Raw genomic sequence first — 21,169 nt, 5'->3', positions numbered from 1 at the left:
AGTCGTCATGGCTGTGAACCTGCGTGGCCTGATCGCCAAGCTGAATGCTCCCACCCGTAGCGCCGTCGAAGCGGCCGCGGGGCTTTGCCTGTCACGCACGAACTACGACGTCGAGATCGAACACTTCCTCGTCAAAGTGCTCGACGCCAACGACGGTGACCTCGCGGCCGTTCTCAAGCACTTCGGAATCAATCGCTCGCGTCTCGCCGACGACCTCGCGCGCGCACTCGACCGCATCAAGACCGGTAATGCGCGGACTCCGACGCTGAGCCCGTCGCTCGTGAACATGCTCAGCGAAGGCTGGATGCTCGGCTCAGTCGAGTTCGGCGCGCCGCGCGTGCGTACCGGGCATGCGCTGCTGGCCCTGCTCAGTGTCGGTGAACTCGCGCGCATGGCGCAGGACATCAGCAAGGAGTTCGAGAAGATCCCGGCCGATGTGCTCAAGAAAGACTTCGCCACCATCACCGCGCCGTCGGCGGAAGCAGCAGCCGAGTTGGGCGCGATCGACAACGCAGCCTCGAGTGCCAGCGCCTCGAGCGGCGGTGGTGCCCCGAAAGCCGGTGGACGCACGCCGAATCTTGACCAGTACACCGTCGACCTCACAGCAAACGCGAAGGCCGGCAAGATCGACGCCGTGCTCGGACGCGATTTCGAGGTGCGTCAGGTCGTCGACATTCTCACGCGGCGTCGGCAAAACAATCCGATCCTCGTCGGTGAAGCCGGCGTAGGGAAGACCGCCGTGGTCGAAGGCTTCGCGCGTCGTATCGCCGAAGGGGATGTGCCGCCTCCACTTCGCAACGTGTCGCTCCGCTCGCTCGATTTGGCGATGCTGCAGGCCGGTGCTGGTGTGAAGGGCGAGTTCGAGAATCGCCTGAAGGGACTGATTGAAGAGGTGAAGAACTCTCCCACACCGATCATTCTCTTCATCGACGAAGCGCATACGATGATCGGAGCCGGTGGCGCCGCCGGACAGAACGATGCGGCGAACCTGCTCAAACCCGCCCTCGCGCGCGGTGAGCTCCGCACGATCGCGGCCACCACCTGGAGCGAATACAAGAAGTTTTTCGAAAAGGATCCGGCACTCTCGCGGCGCTTCCAGCTGGTGAAGATCGACGAGCCCACCGAAGACGTGTGCTGCATCATGATGCGCGCCGTCGTGCCTTCGCTCGAGAAGCACCACGCCGTTCGCATCCTCGACAGCGGCATGGAGGCCGCCGTGCGTCTCTCGCACCGCTACCTCCCCGATCGCCAGCTGCCCGACAAAGCCGTGAGCGTGCTCGACACGGCGTGCGCCCGACTCAACCTCGGACAGACCGCCACGCCGGGACCGATCGAAGACGCCCATCGCACGCTCGACGACATCGGGCTGCAGGAACGCGTGCTGACCCGCGAGCAGGTCGCCGGCGCCGATCATCGGGAGCGGCTCGCTGAACTCGCCACCCGTCGCGCGCAGGTGCAGGAATCGCTCGCCGCGCTCGAGACGCGCTGGGCCTCGGAAAAGTTGCTCGTCGAGAAGATTCTCAGCGTCCGTGATGCGCTCATCGCCGAGGCCGAGAACACGGACCAAGCCACCGCCGAGACGCTGCGCACCGAATTGAACGGCCTCACCGCCGAGCTCGAAGCCCTCCAGGGCGAGACGCCGCTCATGCGCGTGTTCGTCGATGCCTCCATCGTCGGCGAAGTGATCTCCGGCTGGACCGGCATTCCGGTCGGCAAGATGATGAGCGACGAACTCGGCACGATGCTCGAGCTCGAAAAGCATCTCGGCGCCCGGGTGATTGGACAGGAGCATGCGCTGATCGACATCTCGCGGCGCGTGCGTACGTCGAAAGCCGGCATCGAGGATCCGAACAAGCCGAAGGGCGTATTCATGCTGGTCGGACCCAGCGGTGTCGGCAAGACCGAGACGGCGCTCGCACTGTCTGACCTGCTGTATGGTGGCGAACGCAACATCATCACGATCAACATGTCTGAGTTCCAGGAAGCGCATACGGTCTCGACGCTCAAGGGGTCACCCCCAGGCTACGTGGGATACGGTGAAGGCGGTGTCCTCACCGAAGCCGTGCGTCGTCGTCCGTACAGCGTCGTCCTGCTCGACGAGGTCGAAAAGGCACACCCTGACGTGCTTGAGCTGTTCTTTCAGGTGTTCGACAAGGGCGTCATGGATGACGGCGAAGGCCGTGAGATCAATTTCAAGAACACGATCATCATCTTGACCACCAATGCCGGCACCGAGACCATCATGAAGCTCACGGCGGATCCAGAAACGATGCCGTTCCCGGATGCGATGGCGAAGGCGCTCAAGCCGGAGCTCAACGCCGTCTTCAAGCCGGCATTCCTTGGCCGCATGGTGATCGTGCCGTTCTATCCCGTGCGTGACGAGAACCTGAAGCAGATCGTTCGTCTCAAAGTGGGGAAGATCAGCCGTCGCCTCCGTGAGACGCACCGTCTCGAACTGCGCCACGACGAAACGTTGATCGCGCAGGTGGCCGCGCGGTGCACCGAAGTGGAAAGCGGCGCCCGGAACGTCGACAACATTCTGAGCAACACGCTGCTGCCTGAGATCTCGCGCATGTTGTTGGCGGCCATGGCCGAGGGCATTCGTCCGACCGCCCTGCGGGTTGGTGTGGCCGAAGACGGAGACTTTACGTACGAGAACGTGGTCGACGCCGCTGCGGTCTGACGCAGCGGTACATCGAGGACACCCGGGGATGTACTGATGGCCTGGTCACAAGCCAATCGACCGTACCGATTGAACACAGCGTTGGGTACCGACGTGCTGTTGCTGCGCGAATGGCGCGGGGAGGAATCCCTTTCCACGCTGTTCCGCTACACGGTCACGGCGATGAGCACACGCAACGACATCTCGGCCAAGGAGCTGCTGCTCAAGAAGGTCTCGCTGTTGTTGCGGCTGCCCGATGGCACCGACCGCACCATTCATGGTGTGGTCAGCCGCATCCGGCGCGGTGGCAAGGCGCCAGTTGGCTTGGTCGCGTACGAACTCGAGATCCGGCCACCGCAGTGGGTGCTCGACCTCGACGAAGGCTTCGAAATTTTTCAGAACAAATCGGCGCGTGATATCGTCAATGCGCTCATGACCGGCGTCAGTACTTCGTGGAAATTAATACGCACGATCGACGAACGGCCGGCAACGTTCCGGTATCGCGAGAGCCGGTGGAACTGCGCGGCGCGACTGATGGAGCAGGAGGGTGTGTGGTTCCGGTTCGATCACACCGGAGGCGATGCGCAGCTGATCTGGAGTGACAGCGTCGCGTCGGCCAAGCCGGCATGGGGCGTCAGCAAACTCGCGTTCATCGAGGCGTCAGACGACACGTCTCGCCTGATCGGCCTCGGTGTTGACGCCAATCCGTTCGTCTCGAAAACGCATCTGCGTACCGCCAGCGAGTTTCTGGCGATGAAGAGCGTGGATGGCTCCACGACGTCGACCGGCGCCTTCACAGCGCCAAGCTCGGTCTCCGCCTATCTCTTCGACCAGCAGATCGCCGCGCAACGCGATCCGGCCTTAGCGCCGAACAAGGTGCCGTACGACGCCAAGGTGTATTCAAAGCTCCGTCAGGAGCTCGCCGAGGTGACCGCCGAGGTGTACCACGGTTCGAGCACGTATGTTGGCCTCGAGCCCGGCGCCAAGTCAGATGTGGTCAACCTGTCGAACACCAGTCTGAACGCGTCGCTCTTCATCACGAAGGTCGTGCACCGCGGCAGCAACGGCGACTACTTCGCCAATGACTCGGCCCCGCACGTGTACGAGAATGAGTTTGAGGCCATCCCGGCCGCCACGCCGTTTCGTCCGGCGCGCACGTCGCCATGGCCGCGCATCGGTGGGTCGCACACCGCCGTCGTGGTCGGTCCTGATGGCGACGAGATCTACACCGACGAATGGGGCCGCGTGCAGGTGGTGTTCAAGTGGGAGGAAGAACACAAGCTCGATCTCAAGCACTCCTGCTGGGTACGCGTGGCCACGTCCTCGGCGGGTCAACAATTCGGCAGTGTATTTCTGCCGCGCATCGGACACGAAGTGATTATCGAATTCCTCGACGGGAATCCCGACAATCCGATCATTACGGGCAGTCTCTACAACAGCGCCAACAAGCATCCGTGGCCGCTACCAGGCAAAAGAAACTCGAGCGGCATCCGCACCAAGTCCACGCTCAAAGGCGGGGCGGATGATTTCAACGAGCTGCGTTTCGATGATACCAAAGGCGCGGAGCTCATCTACACACAGGCGCAGACGGATCTCGAGACGCTCGTGAAAAACGACGAACGCCGAAACGTCCAGCATGACCGTACGACGACCATCAAGAACAACGAAGAGAAAACGGTCACGGAAGGCTGGGAGAAGACCACGATCTCGAAGGGCGAGCAGTTCATTACGGTGGCCGATAACAATCGGACGCTGCACGTCGAGAAGGAGCACACGGTCACCGTGAACGGCAACGAGTCGGTGACCGTCACGAAGGACCGCACGATCACCGTGAAGTCAAACCAGATTCACAAGGTGACGCAGAACAACACTGTCACAATTGACGGCAAGCAGAATACGACCGTCAAAAAGAACGACACCACGACCATCGATCAAGGCAACTCGAAACTCGTGGTGCAGATGGGCAACATCGATATCAACGCCAAGATGGGGAACATCACCGTCAAGGCCGACATGGGGAAAATCACCATCGAGGCAATGCAAGCGATCGAGTTGAAAGTCGGCGCCAGCAAAGTCATCATCGATAATACCGGCGTCACGATCGAAGGGCTGATGGTGAAGATCGACGGCAAAGTGATGACCGAGGTGAAAGGCGGCGCCATAGCGAAGGTCGAAGGTGGCGGCGTGACGATGATCAAGGGCGGCATCACCATGATCAACTGATCGGAGACCCTGTGACCATGCCCCCAGCAATCGCTCCCGATCCGCTCGCGTCACTCACACCGCCTATGCGCTGGCTGCTCGAGCGCGCGGCCCCCGATGAGCCGGCGCTTGCGCTGCTCAACCCCCGACACACGCTCGAACAGCTCTACGTCACGTGGATGGGCTCCGAACACGTCGTCTCCGCCATTCGACTCATCGTCGCCGTGCTCCCGGTGCGCGAGAGCATCTGGTGGGCGTGGGTCTCGGCCCGGTACGCCACGCAGATGGAAGGTGGTAAAGCGCCCTCAGCGAAAGAGCACGCCACCTTGACCGCCGTCGAACAGTGGATCGTGCGCCCCGATGACGCCGCCCGTCGTGCCGCCTGGGACGCCGGCGAAAAGTCAGGACTCGACACGCCGGTCGGTTTAGTGGCCACCGCTGTCTTTTTGAGTGGAACCACGATCGCTCCGTCGTCGGTACCACCCGTGCCGCCACCCCCCGGCGTGGCCATGCCCATCGTTTCCGGCGCCATCCTGCTATCCGCCGTGTCGAATTCCAACGCCGACCTCATTCCATCCACCCTCCTGTCGTTCGCCGCGCAGGGGCTTGAGATCGTGAAGCGTCTGGGAGGCTGGGATGCCGCACTCCAGCTCTCGTACGACACCCATCATCGGCAGATAGCCGAGTACGAACAGGCCATCAACCCGCCCTCACCGAGGTAGTGACCCATGGGAATGCCCGCCGCGCGCGTAACCGATATGCACGTCTGCCCGATGATGACGCCTGGCGTGCCGCCCATCCCGCACGTAGGTGGGCCGATCGTGAAGCCAGGCTGCCCCACGCTGTTAATCGCCATGATGCCGAGCGCGACGCTCACCAGCATGTGCGTCTGTGTCGGTCCGCCGGATGTCATCATCAAGGGATCGGCGACGGTGCTGATGGGAAGTCTTCCGGCCGCACGACTCGGGGACAGCACCGCGCACGGCGGCACTATCGTGGTCGGCGCGCCAACCGTGTTGGTCGGCGGCTAACCGTCAGCGAATCGTTCACCGCTGATCAGCGTCCGAAGGGCTGCTCCAGACTCGGTGACTGCGGCGTGAACAGTTCGGCACCGTTCTCGGTGATCACCATGTCGTCCTCCAGTCGAATGCCGAACTCGCCGGGGATGTAAATGCCGGGTTCGTCGGAGAACACCATACCGGGACGCAGCGGCAGCGTGTTGCCGCGCACGAGATACGGCCACTCGTGCCCGTCCATGCCCATGCCGTGTCCCACGCGGTGGCTGAAGAAGGTGTAATCCGGACCGAAGCCAGCGTCGACGATCACCTTCCGCGCGGCGGCGTCCACTGCCTCGCAGTGCACCCCTGGCTTCGCCGCCGCCAGCGCAGCGCTCTGCGCCCGATGCTCGATCTCGAACACGTCTTTCATACGCTGGGTGGCCTTGCCCAGCACGAAGGTGCGCGATATGTCGGAGGAATACCCCTCCACCTTGCAGCCACCGTCGATCAGCAGGATGCTCCCCTCGCGTACCACTTGCGGTGTCGTACTGCCGTGCGGCAGCGCCGAGTATTTGCCGACCTGCACGCCCGCCGACCCGGAGTAGCCCAACTGCTGGTGTGCGAGCTGCACGAGCTGTGCGAAGTCGTCCTGCGTCATGCCTTCTTTCAACGACTTGTACGCCGCTTCGTACGCGGCCAGTGTGACGGCGCTGGCATGCCGCATGAGTGAGAGTTCATGCGCGTCCTTCACCATGCGACAGCCGGCGGTGATGGGCGTGCCACTCACGACCGTCACACCGGGCACATGCGCGGCACCATCGGCGAACACGAAGCGCACCGTTTCTTCGGCAGCGATCGTCGCCGTCGAGAGACCGCGCGACGCGAGCGCTTTGCGCAGCAGTTCGTATGGATTCTCGTGCTCCTCCCACGCCATCACTTCGGCCTCGCGACCGAGCGGACCCAGATGCGCCTGCTCCATGGCCCGCTCTTCTTCGAACTTCGGCGTGATCAGAAACGCCGCACCGCGTACGGGAATTACAGCGGCCAGCAGTCGCTCGCTGAGTCCCCACCGGATACCGGTGAAGTACTCCATACTTGTGCCGCCGGTCAGCATGAGCGCGTCGATGCGCTGATCGCGCATGAACTGTCGCGCTTTCTCGAGACGCCCCTGTCGCTCCGCCACCGAGATAGGCACGACGCCGTCACGCAGCGGGCGCAGCGCGCGGATCGCGGGTGGCAGTGACGACGGCGGCTGCGTCACGGAGCCCTCGGTCGCCAAACCCTCGGCCCTCGCCGGTACCGACACCACCGCACCGGCCACGAGTGCGGTGGCCGAGCCCAGAAACTCACGACGCGTAGCCATGCGGTAATCCTTTGTGAAGGTGAGTCAAATTGCCTTATCTTAAATACCGCTGACGCGACGAGACGTCGAGTCCAGCAGCCCCACCGGTTTTTCAAGGCGGGCACCTCCACCCGTGTCCGCATCGCTTTTCATCTCGTGAGGATTCTCTTGCTCCTTCCCATCCTTCAGCGCGCAGCGCTGGCAGGACGGCACGGCGGCGCAGCCCTGTTCGGGCTCGCGTTGTCGATTGCTGGTGCTACTTCGCTCGCTGCTCAATCCACTGGTACGATCGTCGGCCGCGTGATCGATGCGGACAACCGTCAGCCGGTTGCTGCTGCTCAGATCACCATCGAGGGCACACAGTTCGGCCGCTCCACCGGTGACGATGGCCGCTTCACGCTCGCCAACGTGCCCACCGGTGCCATCACCGTTACGGTACGCCGCATCGGGTATCAGCGGCAGTCGCGCGCGATCACCCTCGCCGCCGGCCCGTCGGTCACCATCGATTTCACGCTGGTAAAAAGCAACGTATCACTGGCTGGTATCGTCGTTACCGCCACCGGTGAAGAGCGCAAGAAGGAAGTCGGCAATGCGATCACCACCGTCGGCAGCGCCGACTTCGAGCGTGGCGCTGTCGCAAACACGCAGCAGATCCTGCAGGGCCGCACCACGGGTGTCACCATTCAGGCGAACGGCGGCGGTCCCGGTGCCGGCGGTACCATCCGATTGCGTGGCGTGAACTCGATCACCCAAGGCAATCGTCCGCTCATCTACGTCGATGGCATCCGGATCTTCAATGGCAACTCGCCGACCGGCGTGTCGTCACGTCAGTCCGTGTCGCCGCTCAATGACATCCCCGCTTCCGATATCGATCGCATCGAAGTCGTGAAGGGTCCGGCCGCAACCACGCTGTACGGTACGGAAGCGTCGGGTGGCGTCCTGCAGATCTTCACCAAACGTGGCCGTGAAGGTCCCGCCGTGTGGACACTCGAGGCAAGTGGCGGCATCAACAGCATGGGCGACTTCGGCCCGCGCTCCGATCCGACGCGCATGTTCCTCCGCGAGTGCCGCGGCCCCAACATGCTGGACGCCAACGGCGTGGCCTTCGAAGACGCCACCTGCCCCGAGAATGGCTCGTGGCTGCAGAATGGCTACCTCGGGCGCTATTCGCTGGGCGTGCGTGGCTCGGGCAGCGGTATCAACTACGCGATCTCCGGCAATCTCGAAAACGAGTCCGGTGTGTTCCGCGTGGGCAGCAACAAGACCGGCGGCCTGCGCGCCAACATCGGCTTCGCACCGTCGAAGACCGTCACGCTCGCGCTCAACACGTCATGGCAGCGCCGGAATACGGCGATGCTTTCAGAAGGCAACAGCGCCGACGCCTTCCTGCTGAACGTGTCCCGCGGCCCCGGCTCGAACTTCAGGGGCACCGGCTGCAGCACGACCACGATCGCCTGCGTCGTGAACGAATCGATCTTCTCGAAGTCCAACACGATCGGTGGTGATCACTTTATCACCGGTGGTACGGCCACGTGGAATCCGACGTCCACGATCAGCAACCGCTTGGCCGTCGGCATTGACTACAACAACAACGATCAGCGTACGATCAATCCGTTCGGCTATCCGCGCACACCGACCGGCCAGTACTTCCAGACGCTCTGGAACCGTCAGCTCATTACGGTCGACCTCGCGAGCAGCTGGAAGCAGACGTTCGGCAAGAAATTCACCGGGACGTCGTCGGTCGGTGGCCAGATGTTCGACAGCCGTCTCAACTCCACTGATCTGCAAGGTGACAACTTCGCGGGACCCGGCGTTCCCACGCTGATCTCCGCGTCGATTCGTCAGATCACCGATGTGAACCAGCAGCGTGTAATCAATGCCGGCTTCTTCGCCCAGCAGATGATCGGCTGGCGCGACCTTTTGTTCGTGACCGCCGGCGCCCGCGTCGACGGGAACTCGGCCTTCGGTACCGGCTTCGGTCTCCAGACGTATCCGAAGCTCAGCATGTCGTATGTGATCTCCGACGAATCGTTCTGGCCGTCGAATCTCATCGAAACGTTCAAGCTGCGCGGCGCTATCGGCGAAGCCGGCAAAGCGCCAGGCGCGTTCGACGCGTCGCGCACCTGGAATCCGATCGCCGCCGAAGGCGGACTCTCCGGCTTCACGCCCGGGCAGCTCGGCAATCCGAATCTCGGTCCCGAGCGCACCCGCGAGAGCGAGGTGGGCTTCGACGCCGGCTTCTGGGGCGGTCGTCTCGGCGCGGTCGTCACGTACTTCAACGCGCGCACCAACGACGCCATCATCAACGTCGCCTATCCGCCGTCACAGGGTTTCGCCAACAACCAACCGGAGAACGTCGGCACCATTTCGAACAAGGGCATCGAAGCGCAGCTTACCGCGACCTTCGAACCGACGAGCTGGGCGCGTCTTGAAACACGCTTGCAGTACACGAACGTAAAGGGCAAGGCCGTTGATCTCGGTGGCCGCGTTCTTACGCTCGACGCGCTTTCGCGGAGTTACGTACAGGAAGGCTTGCCGCTGCCCGCCTACGTCGGCCTGAAGGTGCGGAACCCCGACGCCCTCGCAGCTGCCATCGTCGACACCAACAAGTTTCTTGGCGCTACGTTCCCCGATCAGATCATCAATCCATCGTTCACGCTCACGCTGTTCAAGAACTTCACGATTGATGCCGTCGGTGAATTTCAGCGCGGCGGAAACCTGCTGAATGGCACCGGCTTCCAGAACGCCAGTCTTGGGATCTGGCAGCCTTGCTTCGCGGCGCAGAAGGCGCTCCGTGCGGCCGCTGCGGGTGATGCCTCGGCACTCGCCGGCATCAACGCGCAGGATCGCATGCGCTGCTCCATTACGGCGACCGAGCGTGACTATAGCTACTGGGTCGAGAGCGCGGACTTCTTCAAGCTGCGCAGTCTGTCGGCCTCGTACGACGTGCCGAAGCGCTTCACACCCGGGGCGCGCAACATGACGGTCTCGCTCGCGGGCCGGAATCTCTTCGTGAACACCAAGTACACCGGCTCTGATCCGGAAACGGCCGACCAACGGACCAGCACGTTCTCGCGCCGCGACTACTACAACACCTCGACGTATCGCACGTTCTTGTTCAGCGTGAGGACGAGTTTCTGATGCCCACTATGACTGATTTCTCCACGATGACACGCCGTGCGCTTCCGGCGGCAACCATCGCTCTCGCCGCCGTGCTCGGTGGTTGTGACCTCAAGGTCACCAACCCCGGCCCGCTGCTCGACGAAAACCTCAACACCGCCAGCGCTGTGCCCGCGCTCGTGAACGGTATGGGCGGCGATCTTTCGATCGCGATCGGCAACTACCTCACTCGTGGTTCGCTGGCCGCACTCGAGCTACGTCACTCCGGCAACTTCGCCGCCGAGCGCAAGTTCGCGGCTGGTGACATCGCGCCGGAAGACGTGAACGGCGATTGGGCGCGCATGCACACGGCGCGGTATGTCGCGGAAGCAGGCCTCGAACGTATGAAGACGGTGCTCGGCACCGGCTTCGAGACGAACGTCAATACGCCGCGCGCTTACCTGTATGCCGGCTTCGCCAATCGGTTCCTTGGCGAGAACGTCTGCAACGCAGTGTTCGCCGGCGGGCCGGCGCTGCCGAGCAGTACGCACTTCGTGCGCGCCGAGAGTCTCTTCACGCGGGCTCTCACCATTGCCCGCGTATCGAACAACACGGCGCTCATCAACGCGGCGCTTGCCGGTCGCGCGCAGGTGTACGCCAATCAGGGCAAGTGGACGGACGCCGCCGCCGATGCGGCGCTGGTGCCGGTGGCATTCCGCCACAATGCCATCTTCTCCCTCAACACCACGCGCGAGAATATGGATCTGGCCGTTCAGACCATCTCGCGTCGTGAAGTGACAGTGTGGAACACCGCGTGGGTCGCCGATCGCGATCCACGCGTGCCGTACGACACCGTGCGCACGGGCACGACGATCACCAGGGGACAAGACGGTGCCACCAACTTCTTCCGCCAGCGGAAGTACATCACCCTGGGAGATCCCGTGGCGCTCGCCAAGGGGACGGAAATGCTGCTCATTCGTGCCGAGGCGGCACTAAGGGCCAGCGACCTCGCGAATGCGATGCTATTCATCAATCAGGGTCGTACGGCGGCTACACTCACGCCGCTTACGGCGACCACGGTCGACGCGGCATATGTGCACCTCATGCGCGAACGCGGGGCGGTGCTCTGGCTCGAAGGTCGTCGCTTGTTCGACCTCCGTCGCTGGCTGGCCGAACGACGGAACACCACGCTGCAGGGTCGCAGCACGTGCATTCCGATCAGCCTCGAAGAGCGCGGCGCCAACCCCAACGTACGCGGCGCGCAGTAAGGAGTAGCCTCTCGGGGCCTATGCTCCGAGATCGGTGTAGAAGGCCAGAGGGGAGAGTGGCTGATGCCGCTCTCCCCTCTGGCTTTACCTCGCGGCGGATGTTCGCCCCTTGCGCACATCCCATCGCCGAGCCGACCGTATGGCTATACCACATTTGCACGGTTATTCGCAGGGCGGATCTCCTCCGCTCCCCGAACGGTCCATTTGGACCGTGGACGACGTGGAACAGTTACCGGACGACGGCAATCGCTACGAAATTCTGCACGGCGAGCTGCTGGTGACGCCGCTCCCATTGAAGTGCTCAGTCCGTTTACGCGCAAGCGTGATCGCCACGGCAAGCGCCCGGTCTATCTCGCGCACGGGGTCGGCGAAGTCTGGCTGGTTGACGATGCCACACGCACAGTCGAGCGGTGGACCGCCGCGTCGGAGTTCCCCAGAACGCTGTATGAGCTTTTCACGTGGACGCCGGATGCGGCGTCTCCGTCGATGATCATGACCGCCGACGAACTCTTCGGCCCCGCACTCGACACCGAGAGCACACCTGCCGAAGCGAATGATGATGACTAGCCAGTTGCCGCAGGCCTGATCGGTCACGGCGTACTACACCCCACTCCTACTCGCTCAGTACGAATCGCCGTTCACTTTTCGCCGCCACGCCCGCACGGGTGCGCATCTCGATGCTCATCATGTACTGCCCGGCCGGCAGTGCCGCGAGGTCGAGCGTCAGTGATCGGCCGATGATCGGTTTTGAGGCCGAGAGAACCGTCGCGCCGCGACGCGGCCGGCACTGCGCGCGTCGTCGCGACGAACACCGACGTGCACTTCGACCGTGTCGCCCGGGTTCAATCCGTAGCTTTCCCAGTACACCGCCACCGGTGCGGCGCGATCGAACGTGAGCGAGCCGGCCATGTAGCGTGCCGCCGTGTCCGGATCGTGCGGCGCCGGCAGAGTGCGGTTTGGCACCCGCATCAACAACAGGCCGGACAGGGCGACCTCCGCCGGCCCCATCGCGCGCAGTGTCGGCGGCGGTCGCACGCCGTAGCGATATCGCAACGCCTGCGCGGGTTGCGTGCGAAGAAACAACTCGGCGCTGAGCACGAGGGGCGTCGACGGCAGCTCGGCGGACAACCGCAACGCTTGCCCCACGCGCACTTCGGATTGCGCGAACGCCTGCACATCGAAGTCCGACGTGCCCCCACCGAGCGCCGCCGGATACGCACTGGCATCAGCCACCGGCTGCGTGCGCAGCGGATCGTCTACCGCGAGGCGGTACGCAATGACGGTATCCCGGCGCCAGAAAATGTCCTGCCCGGCATCGAGCGGCAGCAGACGCGCCGGCGCGCCATGTGCTCTTGGGGCCACCAGTCGTCCGGGTCCGTCGCCGGCGGGTTGTACAGGTTGTAGTGCGACGCGTTGAGGCTGAACGGATCGGGCAAGGTGCTGAACGCCGGCACCAGTGCGGCGCGGTCAGGCGTGTACTCCTTGGTGGTGAACGGCGCAAAGAACTGCTTGAGTGGCTGCAGATCGAGCGCAGGAAACTTCCGGACACCCTTTAACGGTTTGGGCGGCGCTAGTGCGGTGGTCTCGGAGGGCATGTACTTCCCCAGCCAGAGCGGCCAATCAGACCTCGTAGACCGCGGTTCCGCGATCGGCTCGAGCCGCTCGAGCTCAAACCCGAGAAAGCGCTTGAACAATGGTTCTGGCCAATACGTGTAACTCGGCCAGCCGTAGCGTATCACGGTTTCCCGCACGGCCTCGCCGCCGCCGTCCCGGGTCCAGATGTACTGTTCGTCCCGGGCATGCCGGTGCGCAGCCGAGTCTGTATTCGCCGGACGCCGTGCGCGACGTAGCGCTCATTGCCCCGGATGGCCCACAGGGGATCACTGAGCCACCACAAGTTGCCCGACAGCCGCTGCTGTTCCACGCATGACAGGTTGCGTACTTTCGCCGCTTTGCCGACGTCGAACAGCAGCATGACATCCTGGCCGAGGCAGTCGGCCACACCGTTTGGTGGGGATTGTACGAGCGCGTCGGCGATGCGCAATACAGAATCGGCGGACACGAGGTTGCCGGCGTAGTGTTGCGCGAGCGCGAGGAGTTCTGCGCAGAGCCGGTCGTTGCCACCGCAACCCGCAGCCACGTCGATGGCGCGCTGGAACTGCTGCTGATCAATAAGGAATCGGACCTGCTGTCCGACGATCCACGTGTGCTCCGGATATCGCATCGCAGCTGCGTCCAGGTCGCGGATCAGTTCGTCGCGCGCACGCCGAACTTGGCGTGCCGCGTCGCTCGTCAACGCCATATCGATGGCTTCTCCCTCGTCTGGGGGAACCCCATCATCTGGAGGGAGCCCATCGGGCACACCGCACCTCGATCCACTTGGGCCGCCACCGGTCGGCGCGCCACCGGTGAGTCATACTGCGTCGGAACCAGCAGCGGCGTCAGACGATAGCAGTCGAGCGCAAAGAAACGACGCACTTCCGGCACCCGTCCTTCGTTGTTCGCTCGGACCGCCTGAAATCGCATGTCTTGATGTTGCTGTTTCTGGACTTTCTCTCACGCTTCGCGCCACATATCCTCGAAGGTGTCAATGCGCTGGCGCAGTGCACGGTGCACCGTGCCGGTATCCCGCGCCACGGCCGCGCGCTCGTGGACGCGCGAGGAAAACCGAAGGACCTGAACCGCCGGTTTCATCACCATGATCCGTTTACTCGATTGGACAGTGTCATTGCCGCGGCCGCAGTGCACCCGTGACGCGGTGACGGTGACGCAGCGGTATCGCCGGGTATTCCGGGAATGGAGTCGTGGTTTGGCAAGCTGGACACACGCGAGCCCCACCGCGCGCCCGCTTCGTGAAGCGGAGGTATCGTGGTCTCTCGCGCGCGTCAGGTCCCAAGCCCCACGTGCCCATGCTGACGATCCGCGTCTTCCGCGGCTCGGCCTCGACGATCGAGTCGATCGGTGGTGGCCGCCGATCCTGCAGGTGAACCCAGCCAACATGATTCGACAGCTGCTCAACTACACCAGCGGCGTCTTCGATATCACCGACAGTCCAGGCTATCGCGATTCCATGCTCGCCGATCCGGCGTCGATCGGTCCCCCTCGCGCACCCTCCGCATGCTGGGCGCGCTGCTCTTCGCGGCCCGACAAGCATGGAGCGACTCCAACTCCAACTACCTGCTGGCTGGCCTGATCGTCGAGGCGGCGGGGTAAGCACCACTGCACATGCTGTTGCGGCGCGGAATGACCGGCGGCGTGGTCACGGCGGCATCGCTGGCACAGATGCAGGCCCCAGTGGGGACGAACTCCTACGGGCTCGGCGCGAGTCGTCGCGTGGTGGGCGGGTTGAACGCCCACGACCCGGCACGCGACGGGTCCGGATGATGATACCGGATGCCGAGGCGCTCCGCGACGACCGTGTGCCATACCCTCGCCGCATGACGATCAGTCCGGGGCTCGCCCCGAACTTGCAAGAGGTATGCGGAGGTTCACCGCGCACACCGCGCACTCACCCAGAACGATTTCAGGAGGCTCTTCATGGCTCGCAGCGCCGATACCACTGTGACTAAAATCGATTCATCGACCTCGCCGGTCGGGGCTGACGGCGAGGTCTACCTTGCCTCGGGAAAGTCGTTGTCCATGCGCATGTGGCGCGACGAGCAGCCGACCGATGCCAAACCGGCGAGTCGCCGGGATTACGAAACCGTGGGCTACGTGCTCAACGGGCGGGCGGAATTGCACATTGAAGGACAAATGGTGCTGCTCGAACGGGGAGATTCGTGGGTCGTGCCTCTCGGTGCTGAGCACACGTACAACATTCTCGAAAGCTTCAGCGCCATCGAAGTCACGCATCCCCCCTATCAAGTGCATGGGCGCGCGGATTGACGCGCCTGCGCACGAGTTAGCGGCTCGAGCGTGACGACCGAGCCGTTGCTGTGGCACAGAACGACTAGCGGCGCCCCGTGTTTCGGGGGCGCCGTTCGCGTAAGTCCTTGTAAATAACGCAGTGGCCAGGGAGGGAATCGAACCCGCGACAGGCGGATGAGCAGGCCGGTGCAGAGGAAGTTCTCCGCGAAAGCTGTTGGGCTGATCGCGTTTTTGGCACTTTCGACCTGTGGCGGTCGGCACGAACGGCGTCGGGCTGACGTTGCGTTAATCGATGTACTGGGTAACGGCAGCGATCGCCTGGTCCACACAGCGATCCAAAAGTTTGAACGGCAGCCCGCGCCACCCACCACCTTCGCTCCGCGCGCGCCCTGTCGGATCAAGCGCCCCCAGCCGCACGAGTCGAGGGCATGCGGCTTGCGTCAGGGGCCAACCTCTACCTTGAATCCGTCCCATCCTGGCTGACACTCATGACTCCAGTTAAAACGGCCGCCCCCCGAAAAGCAGCATCGAGAAAAAAGGCCTCCCCCAAAAAAGCAGCATCAAAAAAGGGAGTATCAAAAAAAGCAGCTGATCCATGTTGGGATGGATACGAACGAGTTGGCAGCAAGAAGAAAGCAGGAAAAACAGTTCCTAATTGTGTCCCTGAAAAATAATTTCGGCGGCGGAATCTATCGGTCGGTGCAACGCGTCCAGAACGCATCGCGGCCGGTGTGGCAGAGCCAGGCGTTTTCAGTGGCCGTGTGTTGAGCTGGTGTACGCTGCGGTTCAAGTCGAGCGTCAGCGACGCCATCACACGGCGCAAGGCGGTGTCCAGCGCGTCGCAGGGCTCACTTCTTGCACAATTTGCTACTGCGCACCAGACCGCGCTTTTGTGCTGCCAGCAATCGCGTTCCCAGTGAAACGTATGACCCCAAGATTGCAGCGTTGCACACGATAACCAGGCCGATGCTATCCACGCGAAAACCAACGCCCGACCATTCTTCTTGTAGAAGCCGAGTGTGAGCTCCGAAGCAGCTACGGCACGAAGGCTATCCACCGCAATCCGATAAAAAGCAGAATATGAACGCTGTCGAAACGCGCCCTCGTTCGTCTGATATTCGTGGTCAGAAGTTGCCCTTTCCGGCCAGTCAGGCTGACATGGATCAGCAGCCCGACACCGATCTGTCGAACTATCGTGCGGCAGACAAATTATTCGGCAAAGTGGCGCTGATCACCGGAGGCGATTCCGGAATCGGGAGGGCCGTCGCGATTGCTTTTGCCATGGAGGGCGCCGACGTCGCCATCGTCTACGATGTAAACGATGGTGACGCGAAGATGACGCAAGATATGGTGCAGGCAAAAGGACGACGCTGTCTTTTGCTGAAGAATGATGTGCGGAATTCCGACGAATGCAGGTCAGCAGTGGCGCAGACTGTCGCCGAGCTCGGGGGCCTCAACGTACTCGTGAATAACGCTGCCTATCAGATGGCGAACGCACGCTTCGAGGACATTACTGAAGAGGACTGGGATCGGACGTTCAGAACCAACATCTATGCGTACTTCTTCATGGCTCAGGCCGCTCTTGCGCACATGAGCGATGGCGACTCCATCATCAACACCGGCAGTATCGTTGGGCTCACGGGCCATGCAGTTCTCGTCGATTACACTGCGACGAAGGGCGCCATACACGCCTTCACTAAATCCCTCGCTCTGTATCTGGGAAAACGCAACATCCGAGTCAATTGCGTCGTGCCCGGACCCGTCTGGACGCCCGCCATTCCAGCCACCATGCCTATCGAAGACGTTGAACACTTCGGACATGAAGTCGCACTGGGGCGTCCCGGACAGCCAGAAGAGCTGGCACCGGCGTACGTGCTGCTCGCGTCCAGCGACGGAAGTTTCATCACCGGCAGTCTTGTCCACGTGACCGGCGGCAGACTCTCGGCCAGCGACTGAGCGTCATGGCGTACGCTGCCAGAAATTCTGCACAGCGTTGGTCCTGAACTGCTGGCGTACAACTGACCTACGATCTCGGAAGACGGATTCGTTTCACTCCACATACATCCACATAGGAGTCACGGGCAATGCCAAGCTATAATCACTACCAGCAGCTCAAGACCTCGGTGGAGTTGCCGGAGCACGACGCGGTGGGCGCGTGTCTTACATGCTCCTACTGGGAAGTGACCGAGTATCGCGATGAGGCCATGGCACCCAGGGTGGCGCTGTGCCTGCATCCGAAGCTGGCGCCGCTGGCGTTGATCGTGAGCGGCTCCAGCGCGTGCAACAAGTGGGAGGCGAAGCCGGACAAGGAACCGGAGGCTGGTGCCTACGCGGAACGCAATGAAGAGGCGAAAGAGACGCAACAGAAAAAAGCTGCCCACGTTGCGATGGCGCACTCCTGAACGACGCCTTCGTGCAGCGCGAGCGGCTGTCACTGCCCGTGCGAGATGTCAGCTACCCGGCCGGTTCGCTGCGGGACCTGCTTAACGGCCCGCACGTCAGTGCGGCCACTCGCGTGGCGCTACTGGCGCGGATCGCGACATCAACCACAACGGAGCCACGCTTCTTCGAGCCGTCGATGTTTGCGACGCTGCGCTGCGTCTGCGTGAGATTTGTGCCTGAAGCCGAGTCGATTTGTGCAGAGGTCGCCGCCATGATCGACGCGCGCCTGGCAGACGGCACGGGCAACGGATGGCGTTTCAACGATATGCCCTCCGACGGTGACTGCTATCGCATGGGCCTGAAGCGAATCGATGAGCTGTCACTCGCGCTACACGACGCGCCGTTCGCGCTTCTCGATGGCAATTTACAGGATAACATGCTTCAAGAGGCGAATCACATCGGTAATGCGCCATCCGTTCGGCCTTCTGGATTTCCAGCTCGATTCTTTGAGGAATTGCTAGTCGAAGTCGTAGAGTGTGCGTATAGCCACCCGCTGATGCAGGAGCACATCGGCTATGCCGGTATGGCCGATCTGCCGCAATGGACCACCTTGACGCTCGACGCGCTCGAAGATCGCGAACCACGTCCCCTTCGTACCTCTCATGCGTGAAGAAACGGCGAACGGCGGACGGAAGTACGCGGCTGAGGACCTTGTCGATGCCGTGGTCGTGGGTACCGGCGCCGGCGGTGCACCCATCATCGCACGGCTCGCTCGCGCGGGCCTGCGCGTGGTGGGACTCGAGGCAGGAGCACATTGGAATCCGGCAGTCGACTTTGCGACCGACGAGCGAGCACAGAGCAAGCTGTTCTGGACTGACGAGCGGCTCAGCGCTGGTGCGGATCCGCTCGCCTTTGGCAATAACAACTCCGGCATCGGCGTTGGCGGGTCGACGCTGCATTACACGCCCTTCGTGCCGCGCGCCCAGCCGGACGACTTCCTGCTCAATACGGAGTTTGGTGTCGGACGCGACTGGCCGTTGACGCATGCCGATCTTGAACCGTATTACGACGAGCTGGAAGCGTTTCTCGGCGTCTCCGGTCCGTCGTCGTACCCGTGGGGTCCGCCGCGTCAAACGGATTATCCGCTCGCGCCACTGCCGCTGAACGGACCCGCGCAGCTCATGACACGCGGGTGCGACGCACTCGGCATCCGCACGTCGCCGGCCGCGAATGCTGCATTATCGGCAGCGTATTTTTCACCTGGCGTTGGGTGGCGCGCTGCGTGCACGAACCGCGGCTTCTGCCAGGCAGGATGCAGCACCGGCGCCAAGGCGAGCATGGATGTCACATTCATTCCCGTTGCGCTGGCGGCTGGCGCCGAACTGCGGACTGAATCGTTCGTGACCGGGTTCGAATTCGATCGCTCAGGGCGACTTTGCGGCGTGGTGTACCAGACGGCGCGCGGTGAAGCGCGACAGCGATGCTCGAACGTGTTTCTGTGCGCCGGCGCTATCGAGACACCGCGCCTTCTGCTGCTGAACAGCATCGCCAACTCGAGCGGACAGATCGGCCGAAACTTCATGGCGCACACCGGGCTCCAGGTCTGGGGCCGCTTTGACGAGGACGTTCGTCCCTACAAGGGCATTCCGGGAGCACTTATTTCCGAGGACATGCATCGGCCGGTTGGTGCGTCGTTTGTCGGCGGTTACCTACTGCAGAGTATCGGTGTCATGCCTGTCACGTACGCCTCGCAGGTGACACGCGGACGCGGCCTGTGGGGCGACGCACTGACCACCCACATGCGCGGCTACAATCACACCGCCGGCATCAACATTCTCGGCGAGTGCCTGCCGTCGGATACCAACTTTCTCGAGTTGTCAGACGAGACAGATGCTCGTGGATTGCGCAAGCCACGCGTGCATTTCACGAACGGCGAGAATGAGCGCGCACTGACAACGCACGCCGAGCGCATCATGCGCGACATCTGGCATGCGGCCGGCGCGTACGATGTCTGGGCGTATCCACGCAATGCACACATCATGGGAACTTGCCGCATGGGTACCGACGCTTCTGACGCCGTGGTCGACCCATTCGGTCGCGCCTTCGACATCACCAATCTCTGGGTGTCCGACAATTCGACGTTCCCGAGCGCGCTCAGCGCGAATCCGGCCCTGACAATCATGGCCATCGCACTGCGCACCGCTGACCACTTTCTCGCGCGGGCCGCGCGCCGGGAGGCATAGATGAGTGCCTTGGGTTTTCTCGACCTGATCCGGCGCAACGGCAGCGCGCAGAATACCGGCGATGAGTTTGGTGGCGCTGCCGGGTCGCATGGTCAGGGCCTTCCCACATCGGATCCCGGGAACTTCATGTTCGCCACCGGAATCGAATGTTCGTATCCCACCATCGAGCACGGCCGCGTGCGGCGCGATCAGCTCGCTGAGTGCGGTCACTACGATCGATGGAAGGCGGATCTCGGCCTCGTGCATGATCTGGGGTTGAAGGTGCTGCGCTATGGTCTTCCCTATTACGCCATCAACACCAGCGCAGGCGTGTACGACTGGGATTTCGCCGACAACGTGATGCGCGAGATGCAGCGCCTCGGTATCACCCCGATTCTCGATCTGATGCATTTCGGGGTGCCGGAATGGCTCGGAAACTTTCAGAATCCGGAGTTGCCGGGCCACTTCGCCGACTATGCGGAGGCAGTTGCGACACGCTACCCGTGGGTGCGCTACTACACGCCTATCAACGAGATCTACGTCACCGCACGCATGAGTGCGAAAGACGGGCTGTGGAATGAGCAGCTGAAGACGGATCGCGCATTCGTCACGGCGATGAAGCATCTTGTTGCAGCGAGCATCATGGCCACGCACCGCTTGGCCAAACTTCGCCCGAATGCGGTGATCGTCACGAGTGAAAGTGCTGAATACGCGCATGATGCGCATTCTGAACCCACACGAGAGATAATCCTGCGCAACAAGCAGCGTTTCGTAGCGCTGGACCTGCTGTATGGTCACGACATGGACGTGGACATGTGCATGTACATGATGGACAATGGCCTCACGCGGGACGAACACCACTGGTTCATGCGTGGCGAACCACCAGGATATCAGGTAATGGGGATTGACTATTACGGCCGCAACGAGAGCATTGTGCTTCCCGACGGGACGTCCATTGTCGCGGATGACGTAACGGGATGGTACCTGATCACAAAGGAGTATTACAACCGGTATCGGAAACCCGTCATGTACACGGAAACGAACGTGTTCGAAGCGGAAAAAGCGCCGACATGGTTATGGAAGCAGTGGATCAACGTGTTGAGGATGAGAGCCGACAACGTTCCCGT

At 62.5% G+C, this 21,169-nt stretch carries 21 protein-coding genes; 15 read left to right on the top strand and 6 right to left on the bottom strand.

Features of this window, described 5'->3' with window-relative positions:
- The first annotated feature begins 7 nt into the window (after positions 1–7).
- The 4 genes from tssH to ACESNG_RS00400 are packed head-to-tail and all read left to right on the top strand — an operon-like array spanning position 8 to position 5,895.
- Positions 8–2,683, top strand: coding sequence for a type VI secretion system ATPase TssH (gene tssH, locus ACESNG_RS00415; RefSeq protein WP_373067258.1), 2,676 nt, complete (start codon positions 8–10; stop codon positions 2,681–2,683).
- A gap of 36 nt (positions 2,684–2,719) precedes the next feature.
- Complete coding sequence (locus ACESNG_RS00410) at positions 2,720–4,885, top strand: type VI secretion system Vgr family protein (protein ID WP_373063240.1); 2,166 nt, start codon at positions 2,720–2,722, stop codon at positions 4,883–4,885.
- A 17-nt stretch (positions 4,886–4,902) separates the two neighbouring features.
- Positions 4,903–5,586 carry a DUF6931 family protein gene (locus ACESNG_RS00405; protein ID WP_373063286.1) on the top strand — a complete coding sequence of 228 codons (684 nt, stop codon included), beginning with the start codon at positions 4,903–4,905 and terminating at the stop codon, positions 5,584–5,586.
- 6 nt (positions 5,587–5,592) lie between these two features.
- A complete protein-coding gene (locus ACESNG_RS00400; RefSeq protein WP_373063242.1) occupies positions 5,593–5,895 on the top strand; it encodes a PAAR domain-containing protein in 303 nt (100 codons plus the stop codon).
- 25 nt (positions 5,896–5,920) lie between these two features.
- Here ACESNG_RS00400 and ACESNG_RS00395 read toward each other — a convergent pair whose 3' ends face one another.
- Complete coding sequence (locus ACESNG_RS00395) at positions 5,921–7,225, bottom strand: M24 family metallopeptidase (RefSeq protein WP_373063244.1); 1,305 nt, start codon at positions 7,223–7,225, stop codon at positions 5,921–5,923.
- Between the two features lie 147 nt (positions 7,226–7,372).
- Here ACESNG_RS00395 and ACESNG_RS00390 point away from each other — a divergent pair, with 147 nt between their 5' ends.
- From ACESNG_RS00390 to ACESNG_RS00380, 3 genes are all read left to right on the top strand, one after another.
- Positions 7,373–10,345: a SusC/RagA family TonB-linked outer membrane protein gene (locus tag ACESNG_RS00390; RefSeq protein WP_373063246.1), complete on the top strand. Its 2,973-nt coding sequence runs from the start codon at positions 7,373–7,375 to the stop codon at positions 10,343–10,345.
- A complete protein-coding gene (locus tag ACESNG_RS00385; RefSeq protein WP_373063248.1) occupies positions 10,345–11,571 on the top strand; it encodes a RagB/SusD family nutrient uptake outer membrane protein in 1,227 nt (408 codons plus the stop codon). Before ACESNG_RS00390 ends, ACESNG_RS00385 begins: the two co-directional genes overlap by 1 nt.
- Positions 11,572–11,868: 297 nt before the next feature.
- Entirely contained in the window at positions 11,869–12,138 is a 270-nt protein-coding gene (locus ACESNG_RS00380; RefSeq protein ID WP_373063250.1) for a Uma2 family endonuclease, read from the top strand.
- A 156-nt stretch (positions 12,139–12,294) separates the two neighbouring features.
- On the opposite strand, the gene ACESNG_RS00375 is transcribed toward ACESNG_RS00380, so the two are convergent.
- The 4 genes from ACESNG_RS00375 to ACESNG_RS00360 all read right to left on the bottom strand — a co-directional run bounded on the left by ACESNG_RS00375 (position 12,295) and on the right by ACESNG_RS00360 (position 14,097).
- Entirely contained in the window at positions 12,295–12,933 is a 639-nt protein-coding gene (locus ACESNG_RS00375; protein WP_373067256.1) for a hypothetical protein, read from the bottom strand.
- Positions 12,828–13,166 carry a hypothetical protein gene (locus ACESNG_RS00370; protein WP_373067253.1) on the bottom strand — a complete coding sequence of 113 codons (339 nt, stop codon included), beginning with the start codon at positions 13,164–13,166 and terminating at the stop codon, positions 12,828–12,830. Before ACESNG_RS00370 ends, ACESNG_RS00375 begins: the two co-directional genes overlap by 106 nt.
- 140 nt (positions 13,167–13,306) lie before the next feature.
- On the bottom strand, positions 13,307–13,873 hold the full coding sequence (locus tag ACESNG_RS00365) for a hypothetical protein (protein ID WP_373067251.1): 567 nt from the start codon (positions 13,871–13,873) through the stop codon (positions 13,307–13,309).
- Entirely contained in the window at positions 13,864–14,097 is a 234-nt protein-coding gene (locus ACESNG_RS00360) for a hypothetical protein (RefSeq protein WP_373063256.1), read from the bottom strand. Before ACESNG_RS00360 ends, ACESNG_RS00365 begins: the two co-directional genes overlap by 10 nt.
- 6 nt (positions 14,098–14,103) lie before the next feature.
- Here ACESNG_RS00360 and ACESNG_RS00355 point away from each other — a divergent pair, with 6 nt between their 5' ends.
- The 3 genes from ACESNG_RS00355 to ACESNG_RS00345 all read left to right on the top strand — a co-directional run bounded on the left by ACESNG_RS00355 (position 14,104) and on the right by ACESNG_RS00345 (position 15,456).
- Entirely contained in the window at positions 14,104–14,325 is a 222-nt protein-coding gene (locus ACESNG_RS00355) for a hypothetical protein (protein WP_373063258.1), read from the top strand.
- Positions 14,326–14,796: 471 nt separating this feature from the next.
- A complete protein-coding gene (locus tag ACESNG_RS00350) occupies positions 14,797–14,955 on the top strand; it encodes a hypothetical protein (RefSeq protein WP_373063260.1) in 159 nt (52 codons plus the stop codon).
- Positions 14,956–15,108: 153 nt separating this feature from the next.
- Positions 15,109–15,456 carry a cupin domain-containing protein gene (locus ACESNG_RS00345; protein WP_373063262.1) on the top strand — a complete coding sequence of 116 codons (348 nt, stop codon included), beginning with the start codon at positions 15,109–15,111 and terminating at the stop codon, positions 15,454–15,456.
- 436 nt (positions 15,457–15,892) lie between these two features.
- On the opposite strand, the gene ACESNG_RS00340 is transcribed toward ACESNG_RS00345, so the two are convergent.
- The gene (locus ACESNG_RS00340) at positions 15,893–16,261 is read right to left on the bottom strand and encodes a hypothetical protein (protein WP_373067248.1); all 369 of its coding nucleotides are present in this window, start codon (positions 16,259–16,261) and stop codon (positions 15,893–15,895) included.
- Between the two features lie 257 nt (positions 16,262–16,518).
- Here ACESNG_RS00340 and ACESNG_RS00335 point away from each other — a divergent pair, with 257 nt between their 5' ends.
- The 5 genes from ACESNG_RS00335 to ACESNG_RS00315 all read left to right on the top strand — a co-directional run.
- Entirely contained in the window at positions 16,519–17,394 is an 876-nt protein-coding gene (locus ACESNG_RS00335; protein WP_373063266.1) for an SDR family oxidoreductase, read from the top strand.
- A gap of 128 nt (positions 17,395–17,522) precedes the next feature.
- A complete protein-coding gene (locus ACESNG_RS00330; RefSeq protein WP_373063268.1) occupies positions 17,523–17,840 on the top strand; it encodes a hypothetical protein in 318 nt (105 codons plus the stop codon).
- Between the two features lie 11 nt (positions 17,841–17,851).
- Entirely contained in the window at positions 17,852–18,490 is a 639-nt protein-coding gene (locus ACESNG_RS00325) for a gluconate 2-dehydrogenase subunit 3 family protein (protein WP_373067246.1), read from the top strand.
- Positions 18,483–20,063 (top strand): GMC family oxidoreductase, encoded by a 1,581-nt coding sequence (locus ACESNG_RS00320; protein ID WP_373067244.1) that lies wholly within the window; start codon positions 18,483–18,485, stop codon positions 20,061–20,063. Before ACESNG_RS00325 ends, ACESNG_RS00320 begins: the two co-directional genes overlap by 8 nt.
- The coding region (locus tag ACESNG_RS00315; protein WP_373067241.1) for a family 1 glycosylhydrolase at positions 20,064–21,169 on the top strand (1,106 nt) is incomplete at its 3' end. It lies immediately after the preceding gene.

This window comes from Gemmatimonas sp. (assembly GCF_041689975.1).
In the GTDB taxonomy this organism is placed as follows: domain Bacteria; phylum Gemmatimonadota; class Gemmatimonadetes; order Gemmatimonadales; family Gemmatimonadaceae; genus Gemmatimonas.
This window is presented reverse-complemented; position numbering and strand designations above follow the sequence as displayed.